Below are 23330 nucleotides of genomic sequence, written 5' to 3' on the forward strand. Positions count from 1 at the left end.
ACAGCTGTGGCTGTATTCCTAACCGCGCGTGGCGGCGGCTTTTTTCCGGTCAAGGACCAGCAGCACCAGCAGCACCACCATGATGACCAGTGCGCCTATAAACCACGGCAGGAACACGGTTTTACCCACCAGCACCAAAATTCCCAGCACCAGCACCACAATGGGGAAGGCCAGGGAGAAGGTGTGCAACAACAGTTTCAACATGGGGTGGTTTCCTGGTTCGGGGATGGCGGGCGTGCTTACCGTGAGGGGTACATGCGTTCCGGTTCGCCTGTGTACAGCTGGCGGGGCCGGCCAATTTTGGTGGCCGGGTCCTTCATCATTTCGCGCCACTGGGCAATCCAGCCCGGCAGGCGGCCAATGGCAAAGAGCACCGTGAACATCTTCTCAGGGAAGCCCATGGCCTTGTAGATCAGGCCGGTGTAGAAGTCCACATTTGGGTAGAGCTTGCGGGAAATGAAGTACTCATCCGTCAACGCCACCTCTTCCAGACGCATGGCAATGTCCAGCAGTTCGTCATTGCCGCCCAGCTTCTCCAGAATTTCGTGGGCTGTGGCCTTGACGATTTTGGCGCGAGGATCGTAGTTCTTGTATACGCGGTGTCCGAAGCCCATGAGCTTCACACCGGCTTCCTTGTTTTTGACCCGCTCAACGAACTTCTCAACGGGTTCGCCACTGGCCTGGATCTGGCGGAGCATGTTCAGCACCGCCTCGTTGGCGCCGCCGTGCAGCGGGCCAAAGAGCGCGTTGATCCCGGCCGAGACGGAGGCAAACATGTTGGCATTGGCCGAGCCCACCAGGCGCACGGTGGAGGTGGAACAGTTCTGTTCGTGGTCCGCATGCAGGATCAGCAGCAGGTCCAGGGCCTTCACCACCACCGGGTCCAGCTCGTAGGGTTCTGCCGGCAGGCCAAAGCTCAGACGCAGGAAGTTCTCCACCAGGTTCATGGAGTTGTCCGGGTACAGCATGGGCTGGCCAATGGACTTTTTGTGCGCATAGGCGGCCAGGACGGGCAGCTTTGCCATCAAGCGGAAAGTGGCCATTTCCACTTGCTCGTCGTCAAAGGGATCCAGGGAATCCTGGTAGAAGGTGGACAGGGCCGAAACGGCCGAGGACAGCACGGGCATGGGGTGCGCGTCACGGGGGAAGCCGCCAAAGAAGCCCTTGAGGTCCTCGTGCAGCATGGTGTGGCGCCGAATCCGCTGGTCAAAGGCTTCAAACTCCGCCGGGCTGGGCAGGTTGCCGTGGATGAGCAGGTAGGAAACTTCCAGGAAGTTGGAGTGCTCGGCCAGCTCTTCAATGGGGTAACCGCGGTAGCGCAGGATGCCGGCGTCGCCGTCAATGTAGGTGATGGCTGAGGAAGTGGCTGCAGTGTTGACAAAGCCGGGGTCGTAGGTGACCGCTCCGGTGGTCTTCAACAGCTGCGAAACGTCATACCCGGCGTTGCCTTCAACAGCGTCCAGGCGCGGCAGTTCCAGCTCTTTGCCGTCATAGCGCAGCGATGCGCTCGTGGAGTCAGTCATGGAGTCCCCTTCATGAGGTGGCCTTCGTGGGGCCTTGGTTGGTTCAATGCATGCGTTCCGTCCACGTCCCACCCGCGTCCTCGGAGGGGACAATGCGGGAAAGTTCAAAAGTCACAGAATGCGTCCGGTGGCCTGGACGGTTACCTACGAAACTACCGCTTTAAGGCCATTCAACACTAATCCTGCCTCCCCTGACAGCTCCGGCGGCGCCAAATAGTGCCCTACTTTGCCTCCAGGCGCCGAACGGCAGCGTCAATGCGTTCATCACTGCCTGTCAAGGCCACGCGGACAAAGCCCTGCCCGGCCTCACCGTAAAAGGTGCCGGGCCCGGCCAGGATGCCCAGATCCGCCAGCCTGCCGATGGTAATCCAGGTGTCTTCCCCGGCCGTGCACCACAGGTACAGGCCAGCTTCGGAATGGTGGATGGTCAGCCCAAAGGCCGCCAATGCGGCACTGAGCTGTTCACGACGGCGCCGGTACAACGCCTTCTGGGCACGCACGTGCCCGTCCTCCCCCAGCGCCACACGCATGGCTTCCTGGACGGGGTGGGGCACAATCATGCCGGCATGCTTGCGGCTGTTGACCAGATTCGCCACCAGCGCCCCGTCGCCGGCGGCGAAGGCCGCCCGGTAGCCGGCAAGGTTTGACTGCTTGCTCAGGGAGTAAATGGCCAGCAGCGACTCATGCGAACCACCTGAGACCCGCGGGTCCAGCACGCTGGGCACCGGCTCCCCGCCATGCTCCGGATCCCACCGGCCCCATCCCAACTCGCCATAACATTCATCGGAAGCCACCACGGCGCCCAGCTCCCGCGCCGTGCGCACCAGCTGCGCGAAGTCGTCCACTCCCCGCACCATGCCGGTGGGATTGCCTGGGGAGTTGACCCACACCAGCCGCACCCTGGCGCGGGTCGCGGCGTCGAGCTCATCGAGGGAATCCGCAGCGACCGCCTGGGCGCCGGCAAAGACGGCACCCATGTCGTAGGTGGGGTAGGCCACCTTGGGCCGCACCACCACATCGCCGGCGCGCAGGCCCAGCAGCAGCGGCAGCCAGGCCACCAGTTCCTTCGAACCCACTGTGGGCAGCACATTGGCCGGATCCAGTCCGGTGACATTGCGGCGGCGCGCAAACCACTCCACCACCGCTTGGCGCAAAGCCAGGCTGCCGTGGGTGGTGGGATATCCGGGGGCGTCGGCGGCGGCCCGCAGCGCATCCTGGATCAAGGCCGGTGTGGGATCCACGGGGGTGCCAATGGATAAATTCACCACGCCATCCGGGTGCGCCGCTGCACGCAGCTGGTAGGGGGCCAAGGCGTCCCAAGGGTACTCCGGCAGCTGGAGACCAAAGGGGCGCGGGGGCTGCTGGGCCACTGTCATGGGCGGGGTCTAGTCCTGGTTCTGGGGCGGCAGTGCCGCAATGATGGGGTGGTCGGTGTGGGTGTTGCCAATTTTGGCCGCACCCCCCGGGGAACCCAAAACATCGAAAAATTCCACATTGGCCTTGTAGTACTCGGCCCATTCATCCGGTGTGTCATCTTCGTAGTAGATGGCTTCCACAGGACATACGGGTTCACAGGCACCACAGTCAACGCATTCATCGGGGTGGATGTAGAGGGAGCGTTCACCTTCATAGATGCAGTCAACGGGGCATTCCTCCACACATGCCTTGTCCTTGACATCCACGCACGGCTGCGCAATTACATACGTCACGAACCCCAACCTTCCTCAAAAAATCATGTTTTCCGGCACCCAGTGCCACCGGTGTTCTTCATTATCCCCCACCGCCGGTGCCTGGCGCATGTTAGGGCGACTTAGTATGAAGTGGTGAACATTGCACTTGACCGCCTTGCCCGCCTTCCGCTGGGTACCCGGGTGGTGGTCCGGCACCGAATTGATGGCGCTTTAAGCGACGCCTTGGGCGAGCTCAGTTCCCGTGACCATTTTGGCTGCACCATCACCACCCGCACCGGTGAGGTCAGGATCGCCTTCGGGGACGTTCAACTTGCCAAGGCGGTGCCACCGCCTCCGGCGCCACGCAGCAGACGTCTCGACGGCTAAACCGGCGGGCGTTTGACCTGCGCCGGCCTTTGTTTGCGAGGGCCCAGCACTCGCCGCGCCAGAAGGGGCACCAGCAAAGCGCACAGGGCAATGCCGTAAAGCCACAGCTGGCCCTGCATATTGGCAAAAATCAATCCCGAACCATCCAATTGCAGTGACAGCAGCCCGGCTGTGAGATACGCCGCCGCGCCACACCACACCCCCATCCAGGCATTGCGGCTCCACAGGCTCACGAAAAAGCTGACGGCGGCCATCAAAAGCAGGGCCAGCAACGCACCCACGGGCAGGGCGGGCGTCCCCGGCGCGGGAAACCACAAATGCCCGTGGAGGGAGGTTCCCAGCAAGCCGGCACCCACCCCGGAGCAGGCTGCGGCAGCAAGGGCCGCCGGGCGCCGCGGCGCGGGTCCGTGGTCAGGCGCCGGCGCCGTCTGCCTGGTCGGCGGCGCATCCTTCGGGAGCATCAAGGGCCCTGCAATCCGTGGGGGGCGTAGGGATCCACCGGCGTAAATTCCTCCACCGCACTGATCTCATGCCATTGGTTGTTGGAGAGGGCGAAACTCCCGCCTTTCACAGTGATCTGGGTTCGGTGCGCGCGCATGGCAGCTGTTTTGGCCGCCACATCCCCCTGCACGGCAATCCGTGGCGCACCGGCAGCCAAGGGACGCTCCGGTCTGTCACTGACAATGGCGTAGACGTGGGGAACCCGCCAGCCCGGCGCGGCAACGGCGCCGGATCCCGGTCCGGGGGCGGCAGCCAAAGGCAGCGCCGCCATGGTCATTTGGTGGGCGCGGACATGGTCGGGATGGCCGTAGCCGCCGTCGGCGGCATAGCTGATGACCACCTCGGGGCGCAGCGTGCGGACTGCCTGTGCCAGCAATGGCGCCAGCTGCTTCAGGGGGGCACGGGAAAATGAGCCGGGCAAAACCGTGTCGGCGGCTGTGGCCCGCCCCTCCGGGCCCCATTTCATCCCGGAGTCACGGAATGTCAGCTCACCCGATGCAGGAGCCGTCGCGCCGCGCCCCAGCCAAAGATGGTCGGTGACGCCCAGGGCCTGCAGCGCGGCGGCGAGTTCACGCTCCCGTTCGCGGGCCAGCCCGGCACCCAGCGACGCGGCACTTTCCTGGGCGGCACCGGCGTCGTGCGCAAGGTGTGGGGCTTTGACCTCCAGATGGGCCAGTTCGGGCGGGATCACCTCGCCGAGCTCACCGCGCGTGCAGCTCAGCAGCACCACACGTGTCCCGGCCGCGGCGGCGGCCGCCATGGTGGCACCGGTGACAATGGTTTCATCGTCTGGATGGGCGTGGATTAAAAGCATGGTGGTGCCGGGGCCGGTTCCGGGCAGCAAAGCGGGTGTTTCCATGGCAACCAATCTACTCCCCGCCGGCCACGCCACCGTAAAGCGGCAGCCGGGTGCGGGCATGCCAAAGGGCCGGCGTCCATGGATTTCCACGGCCGCCGGCCCTTTGGCATGTGCCTGCCGCTACACCAGGAGGGATGCTCCGGGAATGGCGTTGAGCAGATCCTGCGTGTAACGCTGCTGCGGATTGTTAAAGACCTCGTCCGTGGTGGCCTGCTCCACGAGCCGGCCCTTTTGCATCACCGAGACGTTGTCGGCAATCTGGCGCACCACTGCCAGGTCGTGGGTGATGAACAGGTACGTCAGCCCCAACTCCTCCTGCAGCTCGTTGAGCAGGTTCAGCACCTGCGCCTGCACCAGGACATCCAGTGCCGAGACCGCCTCGTCACAAATGATGACATCCGGGTTCAAAGCCAAGGCACGGGCAATGGCGATGCGCTGGCGCTGACCTCCGGAGAGTTCATTGGGGAAGCGCCGCATGGTGGATGCGGGCATGGAGACCTGGTCCAACAGCTCCCGCACCTTCTTTTCCCGTGACTTGGCGTTGCCGATCTTGTGGATCTTCAACGGCTCCTCAATGGTCCTGAAAATGTTGAACATGGGGTCCAGGGAACCGTAGGGGTCCTGGAAGATGGGCTGGACGCGGCGGCGGAAATTAAACAACGCCTTGCCCTTGAGCGAGTTCACTTCCACGCCGTCGAACAGGATGCTGCCCTCGGTGGGTTCCAACAGGCCCAGGGCCATTTGTGCCACCGTGGACTTGCCGGAACCCGACTCCCCCACAATGGCCATGGTGGTGCCGCGCTTGACGCTGAAGGACACATCATCGACAGCCCTGAAGTCGCTGCTCTTGCCCAGCGCACCCCGGAGTTTGAAGACCTTGCTGAGGTTCTTGATCTCCAAAATGGTGTCGCCGCGCTCGGCCGCCTTGCGGTTGTGACCCTCCACAGTGGCCGCGGCGACGGCTTCACGCTGATGCATTTCCTGCACACCGGCTGCGTCGCCAACCTCCACCGTGGTGGCGGCGGCAGCTGCTGCCAGCGCCTCCTTGGCCTTGCCCGACTGCAGACGCTTGGACGCCAACGACGGCGCGGAATTCACCAGACGCTGCGTGTACGGGTGCTGCGGGTTGCGCAGGATTTCCAGTGCCGGCCCGGATTCCACCACCTGGCCCTTGTACATCACCACGAGCTTCTCGGCGCGCTCGGCGGCCAAGCCAAGGTCGTGGGTGATCAGCAGCACGGCCGTGTTCAGCTCGGTGGTCATCCGGTCCAGGTGGTCCAAAATTTGGCCCTGCACCGTCACGTCCAGTGCCGAGGTGGGTTCGTCGGCAATGAGCAGGCGCGGCCGGCAGGCCAGGCCAATGGCAATGAGCGCGCGTTGGCGCATGCCGCCGGAGAACTCGTGCGGGTACTGCTTGGCCCGGGCCTCGGCGTCGGGCAGGCCCGCCTCGGAAAGGACTTCAACGACCCGTTCCTTGTGGTTGGCTCCGGCAAGGCCGTTGGCCTTTAACGTTTCCTTGACCTGGAATCCAATTTTCCACACCGGGTTGAGGTTTGACATGGGGTCCTGGGGAACCATGCCAATGGAATTTCCACGCAGTTCAATGATCCGCTTGGAGCTGGCATTGGTGATGTCCTCACCGTCAAAGATGATCTGCCCGCCGCTGACGCGCCCATTGGAGGGCAGCAGGCCAATGGCGGCCAGGGCCGTGGTGGACTTTCCGGAACCCGATTCGCCCACAATGGCCACAGTTTCACCGGGCATGACCGTCAGGTGGGCATTCCGTACTGCGTTGACGGGCCCGCCCTGGGTGTCGAAGGTGATGGCCAGATCCCGGATTTCCAGAAGCGGCTGATCGGCGTTGGAAGCGGCGCCGGTGGTTTTGTTCATGTCAATGCTGGACATGCCAGTCACCTCTTCCTTGCTTTGGGATCCAGGGCATCACGCAGGGCGTCACCGAGCATGATGAAGCTCAAGACAGTCACCGACAAAGCGGCGGCAGGCCAGAGCAGCACGCCGGGGTTGTTGCGCACCTGTGGCTGGGCCGCTGAAATGTCATTGCCCCAGGACATCACCGACTGCGGCAGTCCCAGGCCCAGGAAGGACAGGGTTGCCTCGGCCACGATGAAGGTTCCCAGCGAGATGCTGGCCACCACAATGATCGGTGCCAGCGAGTTGGGCAGCACATGCTTGACCAGCGCGCTGAAGCGGGACAGCCCCAATGCCTTGGAGGCAGTGACGAAGTCCGCATTGCGGTTCTCAATCACGGCGCCGCGGGTGATGCGGGCGATTTGCGGCCAGCCAAAGGCCACCAGTGCTATGACCACTGTCCAAACGCTTTTGTTCTCGCGGAAGTACGGCAGTTGGTTGATGATGATGGCGCCGAGGATCAGGGGCAGGGCGAAGAAAATGTCACCCAGACGGGCCAGGATGGAATCCAGCCAGCCCCCGTAGTAACCGGCCAACGCACCCATGGTGCCGCCAATGATGAGCACCCCAATAGTGGTGAAGATGCCCACCGTCAGTGAGGCGCGGGTGCCAAAGATCATGCGGGCATACACGTCACAACCCTGCAGGGTGAATCCCAGGGGATGTCCGTCACGGGCAGGTTCCGCGGAGTTGCCCAGGTCGCAGCTGGTGGGTTCCACGCTGGCAAACCACTGCGGGAACGCCGCAACCACCACCACGAGCAGAATCAGAAGGGTGGAAATGATGAACAGTGGCTGCCTGCGGAGATTCCGCCACGCCTCAGCCCACAGGCTGACGGGCGCACCGCTTTCCTCCACCTTGTCAACGGCGGCCAGGGGGGTTTCCTCCAGCGGCGCCACGTAGTGCTCAATGACGCGCGTGGAGGTCTTGCCAAGGCGCGGGGCCGGGACATTCCTTGGTTCATTTTCAGGAGTGAAATTCTCAGACATAGCGAATCCTCGGATCGAGCACGGCGTACAAAAGGTCCACCACCAGGTTGGCCACCACAAAGACAATGACCAGGATGCCCACCACGGCAACCACTGTGGCGCTCTCACCCTTCAGGATGGCCTGGTAAAGCAGATTGCCCACACCAGGGACATTGAAAATACCTTCGGTGACAATGGCGCCACCCATGAGGGCGCCCAGGTCGGCACCCAGGAAGGTGATGACGGGAATGAGCGAGTTGCGCAGGATGTGGACCATGACCACGCGGCGCCGGCTCAGACCTTTGGCAGTGGCCGTGCGGACGTAGTCTGCATTCATGTTCTCGCTGATGGAGGCACGGGTCAGCCTGATCACATACGCCAGGGACACCAGCCCCAGGACCAGCGCGGGCAAAATGAGTTCATTCCATGGCGCGGTGCCGCTGACGGTGGGACGCGCCCAGCCAAGCTGCACGCCCACAATGAGCTGCAGCACAAAGCCGAGTACGAAGGTGGGGACGGCAATGACCACGAGGGAGGCGATCAGGACGGTGCTGTCAAACAGCTTGCCCTTGCGCAGGCCGGCAATGACACCAAAGAGCACGCCAAAAACTGCTTCAAAAGCCAGTGCCATGATGGCCAGGCGTGCAGTGACGGGGTAGGCGCGGGCAATGACGGTGGCCACTTCCTGACCGGAGAAGGTCTGCCCCAGGTTCAAGGTCACCAGGTTTTTCAAGTATAGGCCGTATTGGACCCAGAAAGGCTGGTCCAGGTTGTACTGGGCGCGGAGGGCGGCCTCCACAGCCGGAGCCATGGGCTTTCCGCCGGAAAGCGCGGCGATGGGATCACCGGGTGTTGCAAAGACGAGGAAATACACCAGCAGGGTTGCCCCGAAGAATACGGGAATCAACTGCAGGAAACGACGGAGCGTGAACATCACCATGTGATTTTCACCAGCCCCAGCCGTGGGGGGCACAATTCATTCATGAAGTTACCTGTTCATTAGCTGTCTGTGCGGGAACCATAACACGTAGAGCTCTACGTCCCGCCCAGATGCAATCTTTGGGTGGCAGAAAAACGCCCTGCACAGGCAAAGAAGGGGAACCCGGTTTAAGGCCGGATCCCCCTTCTTTCACCTATGGCAGGTTGTTGCTTGGATGGTGGCGTTGCTTACTTGGCCACGACTTCGTAGTACAGCGGAACACCGTTCCAGCCGAACTCAACGGCATTGACGTTGTTGCTCCACACGCCCTGGACTGCCTGGTACCACAGGGGCACAACCGGCAGGTCCTTCAGGAGAATTTCCTGCGCCTCATTGAAGCTCTTGACACCTTCTTCAACGCTGGTGGCCGCCAGGCCTTCCTTCAGCTTGGCGTCGAATTCCTCGCTGCTGTAGTCGCCGTCATTGGAGCCGGCGCCCGTGCCGTAGAGCGGCCCGAGGAAGTTGTACAGCGACGGGTAGTCGGCCTGCCAGCCGGCGCGTGAGGCACCCGTCAGTTCCTTGGTGCCCACCAGGGCACGCATTTCCTTGAACGTGGCAATGGGGTTCAGCTCGGCCTTGATTCCCAGGTTGGTGGAAATCTGGTTGGCCATGGCCGTGATGTATTCCTTATTGCCGGCACCATCAATGTTGGAGGAAATGGTGAAGACCTTGTCGGCGGGCCACGGGCTGATGGCGTCAGCCTTGTCCCACATTTCCTTGGCCTTGGCGGCGTCGAACTTCAAGACTTCGCTGCCCGGGAGTTCAGCCTCGTAGCCGTCAATGACGGGTGAGGTGAACTCGGTGACTGCCTGCTTGTTGCCGTAGAAGATCTTGTCAATGATCTGTTGGCGGTCAATGGCCATGGAGATGGCCTGGCGGCGCATCATCCCGGCCTCACCCTGGAACTCGGGCAGGTAGGACGGAATCGTCATGGTGGCATTGCCGGCGTAGGGCTGGTTGACGAAGCGGCCTTCAAAGTCTTCCTTGAAGTTCTGCAGGCCGCTCGGCGGCACCTGGTCCAGAATGTCAAGGTTGTCACCCTGAACATCGGTGTAGGCGGCATCGGGGCTGGAGTAGATGGTGAACGTCACGCCGGCGTTCTTGGCCTTGCGCGGACCATCGTAGTTCTCGTTGGGAACCAGCTCAATGGACACGTCGTGCTTCCAGCCACCCTCGGCCAGCTTGTACGGGCCGTTGCCTACGGGGTTCTGACCAAATTCCTGAGGATTCGCGTACGCGGACTCGGGCAGCGGGTAGAAGGCGGTGTAGCCAAGGCGCAGCGGGAAGTCGGACTCGGCCTGGGCCAATTCCACGGTGAAGGTGGTGTCATCGACAACCTTCAGCCCTTCCATGGTCTCCTCGGTGGAGCCCTCGGCGGAGACCTTGTCAAAGCCCTTGATGGACTCGAAGAAGTAGCTGTTGAGCTGTGCATTCTTGGCCGCGGCACCGAAGTTCCAGGCATCCACAAAGCTGTTTGCGGTAACGGCCGTGCCGTCGCTGAAGGTCTGGCCACCCTTGATCTTGATGGTGTAGGTGATGGAATCGTCGGTTTCAATGGACTCGGCGATCTCGTTCACAGTGGCGCCCTTGGCGTCATAGCTCACCAGGCCGGTGTACAGCAGGTCCATGACCTTGCCGCCGCCGACTTCATTGGTGTTGGCCGGCAGCAGGCCGTTCTGGGGTTCGGTGTTGTTGGCCGTGATGACCTTGCTGGCATCCCCGGCAGTGTCGCCGGAATCCCCGCTGTCATTGCCGCCGCCGCATGCGCTTAGTGACAGGGCCAATACGGCAGCCACACCCAGTGCTTTGTAAGTCTTTGCGAAACGCATTCCGCCTCCTTGTTTGAGATTGACTCGAGTCAAACCCCGGTTGTGCCGGGTGGCGGAACTCACCATCGAATTCGCACGTGTTTCAACTCATACCCCCCAAGGCTAACGGCTAAAAACTACTGGCAAGTAGTTGAGGTCACATTATTGGCAGATCTTTATAGAGATGAGATCTAGCAGCTGGGTGCCGTTGCACGCAAAAGGGCCTGCATCCTTTGTAACAATCAAAAGGATGCAGGCCCCTGCGGCAGCCATGCGGGCCGGCCGGCCTGCCGGCAGCTTGTGCCGTTATGCCTTGGCGCGGGCGCGGTACTGCTTGGCGCGGTCTCCGGCGTTCAAGATGACCTTGCGGATGCGGATGGCTTCCGGGGTGACCTCAACGCACTCGTCTTCGCGGGCGAATTCGAGGGACTCTTCCAAAGTCAGCACGCGCGGAGGGGTCATGTTCTCGAAGGTGTCCGAGGAGGCCGCACGCATGTTGGTGAGCTGCTTTTCCTTGGTGATGTTCACGTCCATGTCATCGGCGCGTGAGTTCTCGCCAACAATCATGCCCTCGTAAACTTCCGAGGTGGGCTGCACGAAGAAGGTCATGCGTTCCTGGAGCTTGATCATTGCAAACGGGGTCACGACGCCGGTGCGGTCGGCCACGATCGAACCGTTGTTGCGGTATTCGATCGGACCGTGCCACGGCTCGTAGCCTTCGGCCAGCGAGGAAGCAATGCCGGCACCACGGGTGTCGGTCATGAAGCGGGTGCGGAAGCCAATCAAGCCACGGGCGGGCACGATGAACTCCATGCGGCACCAGCCGGTGCCGTGGTTGGCCATATTGGTCATGCGGCCCTTGCGTGAGGCCATCAACTGGGTGACATTGCCGAGGTATTCCTCGGGTACGTCAATGGTCATGTGTTCCATCGGCTCGTGTGTTTTGCCGTCAATGGTCTGGGTGACCACCTGCGGCTTGCCCACCGTCAGCTCAAAGCCTTCGCGGCGCATCTGCTCAACGAGGATGGACAAAGCCAACTCGCCACGGCCCTGCACTTCCCAAGCATCGGGGCGCTCGGTGGGGAGGACCTTCAGGGACACGTTGCCGATCAGTTCCTTGTCAAGGCGGTCCTTGACCTGGCGTGCGGTGACCTTGTGGCCCTTGACGCGCCCGGCAATGGGAGAGGTGTTGATACCGATGGTCATGGAGATGGCCGGCGGGTCAACGGTGATCAGAGGCAGCGGCTGGGGGTTGTCAATGTCGGTGAGGGTTTCACCAATGGTGATGTCCTCGATGCCGGCAACGGCAACAATTTCACCGGGGCCGGCGGACTCGGCAGGAACACGGGTGAGTGCCTTGGTGGCCAACAGTTCGGTGATCTTGACCGGCTTTACGGTGCCATCCTGACGGCACCAGGCAACGGTCTGGCCCTTGCGCAGGGTGCCGTTGAAGATGCGCAGCAAAGCCAGGCGGCCCAGGAACGGGGAAGCGTCCAAGTTGGTGACGTGCGCCTGCAGGACACCTTCCGGGTTGTAGGTCGGGGCCGGAATGTGATCGATGATGGTCTTGAACAGCGGCTCAAGATCCTCATTGTCCGGTGCGGCGCCGTTTTCAGGCTGCGCGGTGGAGGCGCGGCCCAGCTTGCCGGAGGCGTAGACAACGGGAACGTTCAAAACGGCGTCGAGGTCCAGATCCGGAACTTCGTCAGCCATGTCCGAGGCCAGGCCCAACAGCAGGTCCATGGATTCGGCCACAACCTCGTCGATGCGGGCGTCGGGGCGGTCGGTCTTGTTGACCAGCAGGATCACGGGGAGCTTTGCGGCCAGCGCCTTGCGCAGCACGAAGCGGGTCTGCGGCAGCGGGCCCTCGGAAGCGTCAACGAGCAAAACGACGCCGTCAACCATGGACAGTCCACGCTCAACCTCGCCACCAAAGTCGGCGTGGCCGGGGGTGTCAATGACGTTGATGGTCATGTCCAGGCCATTGGCGGAGGGGCCGCTGTAGGCAACGGTGGTGTTCTTGGCCAAAATGGTGATGCCCTTTTCGCGCTCCAAGTCACCGGAGTCCATGACGCGCTCGGCAACGTCACCGTGACTTGCAAAGGCGTGGGTCTGCTGCAGCATGGCGTCGACCAGGGTGGTCTTTCCATGGTCAACGTGCGCCACAATGGCGACGTTGCGCAGGTCATTGCGCTCGGCGGTGTTGAGTGAAAGATCGCTCATAGGTGAAGACTCGTTTCAGTTGGGCCCAGCTGCAGACCCGGAAAGGGCAAAGCAGAAAGTCACGTTTATGTTTGGCCGAGAAAGTCGGCAGATAACACCATTCTAGACGCAGTGCCAAATACGGCCTAGTCACTTTATCCCATGTGGACCATGTTTTGACACACGTCCAGATCACCGGCCCCCACCCACAGGGCTTTCGTACCGGATTTCCGCCCTGAAAACGCAGGGCGCCAACAAAATGAGGGTGATTAATATCACTGGAGTGCCGGGGTGCAGGGAATTTTTTGCCGCTGCGCTTGGCGAAAACACACAGGCAGGGCAGACGCGAGCTGCCAGTTGCTTTGCAGGGCCTGGCCCTGCTGTGCCCACTGGCGGCGTGCTCTACTTCACGGCTGCCCAGTTGGCCACACTGTGCCAAGGCCCAATGTCCAGAGGCGAGTAGCCCACGCCTGTGACGTTCCGGCTGGTGGCGCTGAGTGAAGTGCGTTGAAACAAGGGCAGGCCGTACCCGGACTCAATGAGCAGCTCATCGATTTTCCGTTTCAGTTCGCCCTGTTTCTTCGCTTCCGTGGTGCTGCCAAGCTCTTCGGTCAGCTGATCCACCGCCGGGCTGGAAAAGTTATTGAGGTTTGAGGCCGCGCCGGTGCGGAAGAGCTGCGGCAGCTGCACGGATCCGGTGGGGCTGGCCGTCCAGCCATACAAGGCGGCATCAAAGGCACCGGCCTGCAGGGCTCCCATCCACTCGCCGGCACTTTTTCCTGCATCCGTCACGGTGAAGCCCGCGGCCTGGGCCGCATCTGCCACCAGCGCATACTCCGCTGCACGTTCGGGGTCGTCCCTGTTGTAAAGGATCCGCACCGTGGGGCGGGCGCCGTCGAGCATCTCCTTGGCTTGGGCAAGGTTCTCATCCTGGGCGCCGCCGTCGGCAGCGGCGTTGACGGTGAAACGCTCAATGCCATTGTTGGCCACTGATTCTGCATAACCGTCCTGCGCGGGATGGAACAGGAAGGAATCACGCATTTGCGCCGCGGGGTCCAGGGAGCTGGCCACCTGCTCCACCAGTTCCTGGCGCGGCACTGTCATCAGGAACGCCGTGCGAAAGTCAGGCTCGGACAGCACGCCTTGAAAGTTCAGCACCAGCTGGTCAAAGCCCAGCCCCGGTCCCTGCTGGAGCTGGACGCCGTCGGCCGCGTTCAAGGCGGCGAGCCGTGCAGCGGAAGCGGGCGGGGAAATCACGTCGGCGGCGCCGGAGGTCAGGGCATCCACCGCCCGGTCGGGATCGGCTTCATATTTCACGCTCAAGGTCTCGAGCCGGGGTTTTGAACCCCAGCTGTAGTCTGCGTTGGGAGCCAGGACCAGCTCCTGTTCAGGGGTGATGTCCTTGACCAGATAGGGGCCGTTGGACAGTGCCAGCGAGGGATCGGGCATGCTTTTCGTATCAAAGCCGGTGTTCCAGAAGTCCGCAACCTTGCGCAGTTTCGGGTTGTCCGGCCGCGGGTCGGCGGGGTCCCCCTTGGGTTGGCCGCGCAGCATCGCCGTCAGCGCCGGCGCGTCCACCAATCCGGTGCGTCCGGCCACAATGTGTGCCGGAACCACCACCAGGGCACCAAAGGCGCTCTCCCAGTCGGAAACCGGCGTGGAATATGTCAGGGTCAGCGATGATCCGTCATCGCCAATCTCGGGAACCCCGCTTTGGGCCAGCATGGAATGGTCCCCCGCCACATGAAAATATGCGTTGCCCCGGGCCACGGCAAAGCTGCTGTCCAAGGTTGCGTCATTGAAATAGCCGGACAGCGCCGCCCATTGCAGGAACAGGTCATCCGCTGTGACGGGGGCGCCGTCGGACCATTGGACGCCGTCTTTAATGGTGTATTTCACTGTGAGGGGGCGGTCCTTGACCTTTTCCACCTTGCCGAATTCCTCATTTTTGGAGATGTTCAACTTCTCATCAACCGTGAAGAAACCCGAGTGGGTGGCTGCGGCGATCCTGGTGTTTGTCGCAGTGCTCCCCGTAACGCTCAGGGCGTTGAAGGAGGTGAAGGGTACGGATTCCAAGACTGTCACGGTGCCGCCGTCCACAATGGTGGCGCTGGGGCTGGGGAGGACCGGATCAGGTCCGGCCGGAGTGCATGCCGCCAGGGCCAGCGCTGCAGCTGCGGCCGCGGTCAACATCTTAAAAATGCGTCCGGACCGCATTCCACCTCCAGTTTTTAATGCACGGCGATCATCCGGAACTGCAGGTGCATTGCGCCGGTCCCGGGAAGAGCTTCAGTCTGCCTAGGTTACCGCAGCCTGGGGCCAGCGGACGTGGAAAAACCCTTTGTGAAAGGCGGGCAACACTGGGCACGGACGGCCATGGCAGGGACAATGTTGCCATGGGCCTTCATATTGAAAACATTTGCATTGATTCAACCTCGCCGCGGGAGACTGCGGAATTTTGGGCAGCTGCCTTGCAGTGGGACATGGCCCAAGGTGACGGCGGGGAAAGCGACGACGACGAAGTGGCGCTTGCGCCGCCGGCCGGCAGCGACGGGCCAGGGGCCTTTTGTGAGCTGTTGTTCCTGCGTGTCCCGGAACGGAAAGCCGGGAAGAACCGGCTGCATCTTTGCCTGCGCCCGCAGGACCAGGACGCGGAGGTCAGCCGCTTGGAAGCCTTGGGCGCGCACCGGGTGGATGTGGGGCAGGGCAGTGAAGTGGGCTGGGTGGTGATGGCAGATCCGGAGGGCAACGAATTTTGTGTGCTGCGCACCCCTTGAACCTTGATCCCCGGCAGCGCGGTTTGGTCAGTGCGCCGCGGAGTCCCGGGTAGGGGCCAGCCGCTTGATGAGCGTCATGGCTGCGACCGCAATCAAGCCTATGACCAGTCCCACCACGGCTGACACCGCGGTGTCCCCCAACCACGTCACCACGGCGCCGAGGGGTTCCAGCGCATGCTCCAGCTGGTGCAGCAGGTCCACCGGCAGGTGCCAGCCCACTTCGCCGAGGTTCAAAATGGCCAGGTGCCCGCCCACCCAGAGCATGGCCACAGTTCCAACAATGCTGATGACGCGGAACACCGCCGGCATGGAGTGGACAATGCGGGTGCCCCAGCGCCGGGTACCGGAATTGGCGCTGCCTTCCATCTTGATGCCAAGGTCATCAATTTTCACCAGCAGACCCACGGCGCCATATACCAGGGCCGTCATGACCAAGGCAATGATTGCCAAGGTGGCCAGGCGCATCCAAAAACCCAGGCCCGGGTCAAGGTTTGAGAGGGAAATCAGCATGATTTCGGTGGAAAGAATGAGGTCGGTACGGACGGCGCCGGCCACCAACGCCTTTTCATCCCTGGCGCCCTCATCCTTTTTTGCGTGGTGGTGCCCAAACCACTCGCTCACCTTTTCCGCGCCTTCAAAGCACAGGTAGGTGCCACCGATGATGAGCAGGAACGGCAGCACCCAGGGTGCGAAGGCCGTCAGCAGCAAGGCGACGGGAATGATGAAGCAAAACTTGTTGATCAGACTGCCGCGGGCAATCTTCCACACCACGGGCAGTTCGCGGGCAGGCGTGAGGCCCTGCACATACTGCGGAGTGACGGCGGCATCATCAATGACCACGCCCGCTGACTTGGCCGATGCCTTCAGGGCCGCGGCAAGAATGTCATCGACAATGGCAAGTAAACCTACAGACATGCGGCTCTCCTTGGTGGCTTGGCAGGGCATTAACTGTACCGGGCAATCCTAAACGCATCCCGCACGCTGCCAAGGTCCTAGTTGCGGGGCCGGGAAGCCAGAGGGCGGGCCGCCGTGGCACGGTACAAGGGCAGATAGGCCACGGCGAACCCCACCACCAGCGATCCCAGGGCCCCAAAGATCATGTCGACTATGGTGTCCACATAGGCAATGTAAATTTCATCGCTGATGTAGACGTAACCCAGCCACTCCGCGATTTCCCAGAGGGCACAAAGAGCCAGGCCCACGGTGGTGGTCAGGACAATTCCCACCCTGGGGGTGAAGTCAGCGGCGCGGGGGTCCGGCACTATGCGCAGGGCGGCCAGCAGGATGTAGCAGCCGGCCGCCAGCACACCCGTGCAGGCAAAGTGCACCACCACATCCCACCAGGAAATGCGGGTGTACAGGTCAAAAACGTTGCTGCCTGCCGCAAGCAGCACCGTACTGGTGAACAGCAGATCAGCCCACAGACGCATGCCTAAGAATCGGGGTGCCACCACTGCCGGCAGCGCAAAGGCGAGGATGGCGGCGTCGGTCCAGGCCAAAAAAACGGCGGCAAGCATGACGCCCAGCAGGGCAATGATCCGCAACAGCTCGGCCGTGTATTCGCCCGGGGTCCGGGGCGGGCGTAAAAAATTCCCTATCATGGGTTCCCGTCTGCGGCCGGGAAACTCAGCACGCTTTGCACGGGGAGGTGGTCAGAGGCCCAGCCATCAGCAAAGCCTTGAGGATTGATGGCTGCCCTGAGGACCCTGACTTCAGGGGTGAGGAGGATCCAGTCAATGCGTTTACGGCCAAGCCGCGGTTGCTGGTAGTTGGGAAAGGTGCCCCATTCTTTGCTCTCCTGGGACGCCGCCACGGCCCAGGAATCCACGAGTCTCCCCGCAGTGAGCAGCTCACGCAGGGGCGCACTGGTGGCGCCGGCATTCAAGTCGCCCATCACCACTGCCGGCAGGCCCTTCTGGGCGACCAGCCGCCCAATGGCCTGCGCGGAGTGGACGCGTGAAGTGCGTGAAATGTGGTCAAAGTGGGTATTGACCACCAAAAACCGGGCCGGGCCCTCGCGGTCCTGAAAGGTTGCCGTCACGAGCATGCGTGGAATCATATTGCCCCAGGATCTGGAACCTAGGCGGTTGGGCGTGCTGGAAAGGGCCAGCTGCTCCCAGTCCAGCAGCTCCAATCTCTTTTCATCATAGAAAAGCGGGCTGCCTTCCCCGCTGCCGTCGGCATTGCGTCCATGGCCCACGGACCGGTACCGCGAGCCCATTGATTCCGCCACAAATTCGCTTTGCTCCGGCAAGGCCTCCTGCACACCCAGCAGGGAAGGCCGTTCAGTGCGCAGCAATGACCGCAGCCGCGGGGCACGGCCCTCCCAGCTGTCGGCTGCACGTGCTGTGCGTTCGGGCACTTTCCGCCGGATGTTCCAACTCATCACGTGCAGTTCCGGTCCACTGACGGGGCCAATAAGGGGCGTTTGAAGCCCGTCTTCCACCGGTGCTGCGCCAGTGGATGCGCAGTGGGCGCTCAACGGCCCAGTCCGGCAGCGCGGCTGATCCTGCGGCCCCATCGCCGGGGCGGGAAATCGTGTGGCCAGTGGGCAAGGACGGTGCGGAACCCGCGTGCCAGGCGGCGCCGGAAGGCGGCTGCGCTGTGGAAGGGGCGCATCGACATGCCCATGGCGGCGCCTTTCAGGTAGCGGATGCGGTGGCCTTCGCCCAGGTGGAAGGACAAATCCATGTCATCGTGCAGTTCAGGGTCATCCCGGTGGGCAGCGGCGCGCACCGCGTCCCACGCTTCCCTGCGCATGGCCATGTTGGAGCCAAACAGAGGCCAATGCCCCAGGGCCGGCGCGGTGGCGAGCACGTAGGCCAACAAATACAAGGCAGCCAGGGGTGCGCGCAGCAGTTTGGGTCCGTCAATGAACCGGGCGTAGCCGCTGAAGGCCGACACGTCGGGGCGCGTCTCGAAGGAGGAAACCACCTCGGCAATCCAGGAGGGGGCAGGGACGCAGTCGGCGTCCAGGCGCAGGATGAGATCCCCGGTGGCGGCGTCGTAGCCGCAGGAACTTGCCGCCGGGATTCCGGGAGCCAGGCAGCTGATGACAGTTGCTCCGGCACAGACGGCAGTCTGCGCCGAATCGTCGCTTGAGCCGTTGTCAACCACTATGAGCTCATCCGCGGGCCTGGATTGCCGGGCGAGCGCGGCAAGGCATCTGGCCAGTTCGGCACTGTCATTCTTCACTGGAATGACCACCGACACGCGTGCCTGGTGGTTCACTGGGCGTGTGCCGTCCCCGTGTACATGCATCTGGCCCTCGTTTTCGCTTCGGCTGCTCCTAGGCTAGCGTCTTTGCGCCACGTGAACCAAAAGGTGGACGACGCCCGGAGCTGCCCTTTCCAGGGCCATGCCGGACCGGGTGCAGAAGCACCGCGCAGGCGTTGTTTCTGCACCCGGTCCGCGGCAGCTTTTGGCCACGGAACAGCTGTTGAGTGCGGATCCGCAGGTCCAATTCCACCCCCGGCCGCACACTTGCCGGAGAACTGAAACCGGCCCTTGGCGTGCCCAATGGGCATCTTGGAGCGCCGACATGCCTCCATGAACATTCCGTGAACCCTTGCTAAACGGTGCCCCGGCGCGAGGTACTGTCATTGTTTGAGCCGCTGCACAACTTCGCGTCCGCTGCTGTCCCCGGAGGCCAGCGCGCCCTGGATGGAAGCGGTGTGGCGGTGGTCACCCGCCAGCAGGATCCGCTCCCCCGTCCACAGTGGTTGGCGATCCTTCAGCGGCGGCAGCTGTTCAGGGAGCGTGTGGGGAACAACATGGTGGGCCAGTACCTCCCAACCGCTGGGCGAGGTTTTGTAAAGACGTGCCAACTGCCGTCGCAGCTGCCCTTCCTCTGCAAGCCCGTCGGGCCGGTCCAGCAGCGTGGTGGCCTCCACCAGGATTTCGCCCCGGGGCGCATAGCTGGGTGCCGCACTGGAAACCACTGCCGTATGCCAGATGGGTCCGGCCGCTCCCTGGCCCGGGGCCGTGGCATCCAGCATGATGAATGGGGATTCGGCCACTTCATGGGGCGCACGGAACCACCACGTGGTCAGGCCGTTGCTTTTCACGGCCGGTAGTTCAGTGACTTGTGGCAAATCATGCCCTCCGACGGCGATGACGGCGGCCCTGCCGCGGACTTCACCATGGTCGGTCAGCACGCTGACTCCGCCGGAGTTCTGCCGCACTTGACGCGCCGCAGTATTGAGGCGCACTGGTTCCAACAGCCAGCTGGCCAGTTGCTCCGGGAGCGCCTGCATGCCCGCACGGGGCAGGCCCGGAGTGCCGAGGGCAAAATAACGCACCAGATCACGTACGTAGTGGGCTGAACTTTCCCCCCTGCTGCTGGCAAGGACACCGGAGAGAAAGGGGTCAAGCACATCCCGGCGCAGCCTGCCTTTGAGGCCCGCTGCGTCGAAGGAGTCATGCAGGGACTCATCGCGGCCGCGGCTTCGCAGCGGGAGGAAGGCCGGTGCCAGCCAACGGGCCAGGGCCAGCAGCTCCGAAGCCGGGGTCAGTTCACTGCGCAGGGTTTCCAGCGCGTGCTGTGGATGTTTCAGCGGATGGGCCAGGGTGGTGGCGGTGTCGCCGCTGCGCACAACGACGCCCGCGCCGAATTTTTGCAAACCAAGGCTGTCGACATCAATCCAGCTGCGCACCGCCGGGTAGGCCGGATTAAGCAGCTGAAAACCCCTGTCGCACAGGAAACCGTCAATGTTCTCGGTCCGGATGCGGCCTCCGACGGCATCTGCGGACTCCAAAACCACTACACCGTAACCGCTGCGCTGCACCCTGCGGGCACATTGCAGACCGGCCAGTCCCGCGCCAATGACAATGACATCGCTTTCCATGGGGCTCCAGTTGTTCGGTTCCAGCGGTTGGGCGTGTGACCCATGGTAGCCCTGGCCGAGGCCTGCCCGCCCGTCAAGTCGGCGGCCGGTTTGAAAAACACTGTGGCCCGCCGTCCTGTTTCCGGGTCCGCAACCCCTTGCCTAGGTGGACTGGCGGACCATCAGCTCGGTGGGCATGGTGATGACCGCCGGCCGCTGCCCGGCAATGACCTCCAGCAGCAGCCGCACCATTTCCCGGCTGATGCGCTCAAAGGGCTGCCGGACAGTGGTCAATGCCGGAATCGACGACGCGGAAAGGTCAATGTCATCAAAACCGGCCACCGCAACGTCGCCGGGCACGGCCAACCCTGCCTCAGCCAACACATCCATGGCACCAAGCGCCATGAGGTCGTTGCCGGCGGCGACGGCGTCCAAGGCGGGTTCGCGGCTGTAGTCACCGTAGGCCACCAGCGCTTCTCCGAAGAGGCCGCCACGGTGGAGGCCAACGGGCGGGAAATGCTCACCGGGGAAACTGTTGCCGGCACCGTGGCTGTACCGGCCGGCCAGGTGCGCGTGGTTCATATGCAGCCTGCCGCACAGTAAAGGACCCGGACAAGGGGCAGGCCCCTTGGCTCCCCTGCCCCAGACTATGGACACCTGGCTGAGGTTTCAGCCTCACCCAGGTGTCCTTCCCTGCAAGGCACCGGCGCTAAAGCACAGTGTTCAAGCGCTCCCCTGGGGCATTCCCTGCGCCTGCTTCTCCAATGGCCACGACCAGAGGACGTCGGCCGCTCCACCAATGCTTTCCTGTTCGCGGACAATCCGGCGCAGCTGGGATGCCCCCCGCTTCGTGCTCGGGGTGATGGGCGAGTGCCAGACCCAGTCTTTGGGGATGACGTGCAGGGCAAGCGACTCAAACTCCCCCCGCTGCTCCACGGCATGCACCAGCACCACCGCGAAGCGGCCTATCCCCCACCAATACCTTGGCGTGCGCAGCAGCGCCGATGTCTCAACGAGCCTGCGTCCGTAGCCGGCGTCCGCCTTGAGGGCCATCTCGGCATGGAACCCGTCTCCACCGTGGAAGTGTATGCAATGCAGTTCAAGGTTCCGCGCCAGCTCCGCCAAGGATGCCGATTCCTGCGCGTCCCGGCCAGGCTGCACCGCGGCCACCGCAAGGGGAAAGATGGCATGGGCGCCACGGTCAATGACAGGCGCACCCAGCGCGGCCCAGGCAATTGGACGGCCCTTGACGCCTTCAAGTGCTTGCAGGACCTCCAGGCAGTCGGTGATCACGACCATCGGCCCACCCCAGCCATCCGTCATCGTCATGTCCGGTTCCATACCTTTGGTCATGGTTTTAGACTATGCGTCAATTGGCTGCCCGGCCCATGCGTTAGCGTGGGGGCATGAACACGATCGACGGTCTCGAAGAGTTGCTGACTGCCTTAAATGCCGGACAGACAATACCCGGGGGCTCCCCGCACCACCGGGCCATGCACGCAGCCAGCCAGGAGGCCCTGCGCATCACCGCCACCTTGAACGGAAGCTACCACGGCCCCGCTGAGGTGCGGGATTTGATCAGTGAATTGACGGGACACCCGGTGCCCCATTCCTTTGCGCTCTTCCCGCCCTTTAGCGCCGACTTTGGCAAAAACATCAGCCTTGGCGAGGACGTTTTCATTAACAGCGGCTGCCGCTTCCAGGACCAGGGCGGCATTGAGATTGGTGCCGGCTCGCTCATTGGCCACAATGCCGTGATCACCACCTTGAACCATGACATGGTGCCCAGCAGGCGGGCCGACATGCATCCGGCGCGCGTGGTGATTGGGCGCGGTGTGTGGTTTGGCGCCAATGTGACAATATTGCCGGGCGTGGCCATTGGCGACGGCGCGGTGGTGGGCGCCGGCGCCGTGGTCACCAAGGACGTGCCTGCCGGGGCAGTGGTGGTGGGCGTCCCCGCAAAGCAGGTGGGCACGGTTCCGGAAGGGTGACCCGCCGTACGTCAACCGCTAGGCAAGAAGGATGTTGGCAATCAGCTTGTCGAGCCTGCGAATGTCAACGCCCTTTCCAACCTTGATTCTGATTTGGTCGGCACGAGTCCGCGGGCGCCACTCACCAGCTGCTTTGGGCCCTCACGCCGCTTCCAGCTGGGCCGCCGGCCCGCACCTGGGCGCGGGACCGCCTGCAGGTGGCTAGGCTGGGTGGATGGCAACAGTTATCCTCGTGCGGCACGGCCGCACCACAGCCAATGCAAGCGGAGTTTTGGCCGGCCGGGCCGACGGCGTCAGCCTGGACCAGGTGGGCCGGGAGCAGGCGGCCGCCACCGGCGTCCGGCTCGCGGCGGTGCCCCTGGCGGGGGTGGTGTCTAGCCCCCTTGAGCGTTGCCGGCAGACCGCCCAGTTCATCCTGGACCGCCAGTCCGGCACTCCGCACGCACCCCTTGACCCCGATCTCACCGAGTGCGATTACGGCCAGTGGCAGGGCCGCCTGCTCAATGAGCTGATGACCGAGGCCCTATGGCCTGCCGTGCAGTCGCAGCCGTCCGCCGTCGTCTTTCCCGGCGGTGAATCCCTGGCCGCCATGGCGGCCCGCTCCGTGGCGGCGGTCCGGCGTCATGATGCGGCATTTGAGGCCGAGCATGGGCCAGGGGCCGTGTGGGTGGCGGTGAGCCATGGCGACATCATTAAATCGGTCCTTGCCGACGCGCTCGGCATGCACCTTGACCTGTTCCAGCGCATCAATGTGGGCCCTGCCTCCATCTCGATCGTGCGCTATGGGGCCGGCCGGCCCAGCGTCCACGCGAGCAACACCGACGCCGGTGATCTGTCCTGGTTGGCCAACGGCATCCAAGCGGGGGATGCCCCGGTGGGTGGCGGCGCAGGCCAGCAGGCACCATGAAGC

General features: G+C 63.0%; 23 protein-coding genes. 4 read left to right on the forward strand and 19 right to left on the reverse strand.

Annotated features, from left to right (window positions below; all coding sequences use genetic code 11):
• Positions 1-18: 18 nt before the first annotated feature.
• The 4 genes from ACFUCV_RS07910 to fdxA form a co-directional block, all read right to left on the reverse strand.
• Positions 19-204, reverse strand: a complete 186-nt coding sequence (locus ACFUCV_RS07910; RefSeq protein ID WP_380814280.1) for a hypothetical protein — start codon at positions 202-204, stop codon at positions 19-21.
• Positions 205-239: 35 nt separating this feature from the next.
• Positions 240-1523: a citrate synthase gene (locus ACFUCV_RS07915; protein ID WP_380814282.1), complete on the reverse strand. Its 1284-nt coding sequence runs from the start codon at positions 1521-1523 to the stop codon at positions 240-242.
• A 221-nt stretch (positions 1524-1744) separates the two neighbouring features.
• Positions 1745-2899 (reverse strand): succinyldiaminopimelate transaminase, encoded by a 1155-nt coding sequence (gene dapC, locus ACFUCV_RS07920; protein WP_380814285.1) that lies wholly within the window; start codon positions 2897-2899, stop codon positions 1745-1747.
• 9 nt (positions 2900-2908) lie between these two features.
• A complete protein-coding gene (gene fdxA / locus ACFUCV_RS07925; protein WP_110107230.1) occupies positions 2909-3232 on the reverse strand; it encodes a ferredoxin in 324 nt (107 codons plus the stop codon).
• A gap of 114 nt (positions 3233-3346) precedes the next feature.
• Between fdxA and ACFUCV_RS07930 the strand changes: the two genes are divergently transcribed.
• Positions 3347-3580, forward strand: a complete 234-nt coding sequence (locus ACFUCV_RS07930; protein WP_380814288.1) for a hypothetical protein — start codon at positions 3347-3349, stop codon at positions 3578-3580.
• On the opposite strand, the gene ACFUCV_RS07935 is transcribed toward ACFUCV_RS07930, so the two are convergent.
• From ACFUCV_RS07935 to ACFUCV_RS07970, 8 genes are all read right to left on the reverse strand, one after another.
• Complete coding sequence (locus ACFUCV_RS07935; RefSeq protein WP_380814291.1) at positions 3577-4041, reverse strand: hypothetical protein; 465 nt, start codon at positions 4039-4041, stop codon at positions 3577-3579. The genes ACFUCV_RS07930 and ACFUCV_RS07935 overlap by 4 nt on opposite strands.
• The gene (locus tag ACFUCV_RS07940; RefSeq protein ID WP_380814294.1) at positions 4041-4940 is read right to left on the reverse strand and encodes a PIG-L family deacetylase; all 900 of its coding nucleotides are present in this window, start codon (positions 4938-4940) and stop codon (positions 4041-4043) included. The genes ACFUCV_RS07935 and ACFUCV_RS07940 overlap by 1 nt, the downstream gene beginning before the upstream one ends.
• A gap of 120 nt (positions 4941-5060) precedes the next feature.
• Positions 5061-6845, reverse strand: a complete 1785-nt coding sequence (locus ACFUCV_RS07945; protein ID WP_380814296.1) for a dipeptide ABC transporter ATP-binding protein — start codon at positions 6843-6845, stop codon at positions 5061-5063.
• A gap of 5 nt (positions 6846-6850) precedes the next feature.
• Positions 6851-7858 (reverse strand): ABC transporter permease, encoded by a 1008-nt coding sequence (locus ACFUCV_RS07950; RefSeq protein ID WP_380814299.1) that lies wholly within the window; start codon positions 7856-7858, stop codon positions 6851-6853.
• Positions 7851-8777: an ABC transporter permease gene (locus ACFUCV_RS07955; RefSeq protein WP_380814301.1), complete on the reverse strand. Its 927-nt coding sequence runs from the start codon at positions 8775-8777 to the stop codon at positions 7851-7853. The genes ACFUCV_RS07950 and ACFUCV_RS07955 overlap by 8 nt, the downstream gene beginning before the upstream one ends.
• Before the next feature lie 227 nt (positions 8778-9004).
• Positions 9005-10645: an ABC transporter substrate-binding protein gene (locus tag ACFUCV_RS07960; RefSeq protein WP_380814304.1), complete on the reverse strand. Its 1641-nt coding sequence runs from the start codon at positions 10643-10645 to the stop codon at positions 9005-9007.
• A 285-nt stretch (positions 10646-10930) separates the two neighbouring features.
• Positions 10931-12847: a translational GTPase TypA gene (gene typA / locus ACFUCV_RS07965; protein WP_380814306.1), complete on the reverse strand. Its 1917-nt coding sequence runs from the start codon at positions 12845-12847 to the stop codon at positions 10931-10933.
• A 381-nt stretch (positions 12848-13228) separates the two neighbouring features.
• A complete protein-coding gene (locus tag ACFUCV_RS07970) occupies positions 13229-15043 on the reverse strand; it encodes an ABC transporter substrate-binding protein (RefSeq protein ID WP_380814309.1) in 1815 nt (604 codons plus the stop codon).
• 179 nt (positions 15044-15222) lie between these two features.
• Here ACFUCV_RS07970 and ACFUCV_RS07975 point away from each other — a divergent pair, with 179 nt between their 5' ends.
• Positions 15223-15603, forward strand: coding sequence for a VOC family protein (locus ACFUCV_RS07975; RefSeq protein ID WP_380814312.1), 381 nt, complete (start codon positions 15223-15225; stop codon positions 15601-15603).
• Positions 15604-15630: 27 nt separating this feature from the next.
• Here the strand turns inward: ACFUCV_RS07975 and ACFUCV_RS07980 are convergent, their stop codons facing one another.
• The 7 genes from ACFUCV_RS07980 to ACFUCV_RS08010 all read right to left on the reverse strand — a co-directional run bounded on the left by ACFUCV_RS07980 (position 15631) and on the right by ACFUCV_RS08010 (position 21782).
• Complete coding sequence (locus ACFUCV_RS07980; protein ID WP_380814315.1) at positions 15631-16518, reverse strand: DUF808 domain-containing protein; 888 nt, start codon at positions 16516-16518, stop codon at positions 15631-15633.
• A gap of 77 nt (positions 16519-16595) precedes the next feature.
• On the reverse strand, positions 16596-17204 hold the full coding sequence (locus ACFUCV_RS07985) for a hypothetical protein (RefSeq protein ID WP_380814318.1): 609 nt from the start codon (positions 17202-17204) through the stop codon (positions 16596-16598).
• The gene (locus tag ACFUCV_RS07990) at positions 17201-18085 is read right to left on the reverse strand and encodes an endonuclease/exonuclease/phosphatase family protein (protein ID WP_380814320.1); all 885 of its coding nucleotides are present in this window, start codon (positions 18083-18085) and stop codon (positions 17201-17203) included. The genes ACFUCV_RS07985 and ACFUCV_RS07990 overlap by 4 nt, the downstream gene beginning before the upstream one ends.
• Positions 18082-18834, reverse strand: a complete 753-nt coding sequence (locus ACFUCV_RS07995; protein ID WP_380814323.1) for a glycosyltransferase — start codon at positions 18832-18834, stop codon at positions 18082-18084. Before ACFUCV_RS07995 ends, ACFUCV_RS07990 begins: the two co-directional genes overlap by 4 nt.
• 368 nt (positions 18835-19202) lie before the next feature.
• On the reverse strand, positions 19203-20450 hold the full coding sequence (locus ACFUCV_RS08000; RefSeq protein ID WP_380814325.1) for a flavin monoamine oxidase family protein: 1248 nt from the start codon (positions 20448-20450) through the stop codon (positions 19203-19205).
• A 141-nt stretch (positions 20451-20591) separates the two neighbouring features.
• A complete protein-coding gene (locus ACFUCV_RS08005) occupies positions 20592-21011 on the reverse strand; it encodes a substrate-binding domain-containing protein (RefSeq protein ID WP_380814328.1) in 420 nt (139 codons plus the stop codon).
• A 141-nt stretch (positions 21012-21152) separates the two neighbouring features.
• Positions 21153-21782 carry a hypothetical protein gene (locus ACFUCV_RS08010; protein WP_380814330.1) on the reverse strand — a complete coding sequence of 210 codons (630 nt, stop codon included), beginning with the start codon at positions 21780-21782 and terminating at the stop codon, positions 21153-21155.
• Between the two features lie 53 nt (positions 21783-21835).
• On the opposite strand from ACFUCV_RS08010, the gene ACFUCV_RS08015 reads away from it, so the two are divergent.
• Together ACFUCV_RS08015 and ACFUCV_RS08020 are read left to right on the forward strand one after the other, a co-directional pair.
• Positions 21836-22420 (forward strand): DapH/DapD/GlmU-related protein, encoded by a 585-nt coding sequence (locus tag ACFUCV_RS08015; RefSeq protein WP_380814332.1) that lies wholly within the window; start codon positions 21836-21838, stop codon positions 22418-22420.
• 214 nt (positions 22421-22634) lie between these two features.
• Entirely contained in the window at positions 22635-23327 is a 693-nt protein-coding gene (locus ACFUCV_RS08020; protein WP_380814334.1) for an MSMEG_4193 family putative phosphomutase, read from the forward strand.
• Positions 23328-23330: the final 3 nt, after the last annotated feature.

Source organism: Specibacter sp. NPDC057265 (assembly GCF_042668835.1).
Classification (GTDB): domain Bacteria; phylum Actinomycetota; class Actinomycetes; order Actinomycetales; family Micrococcaceae; genus Specibacter.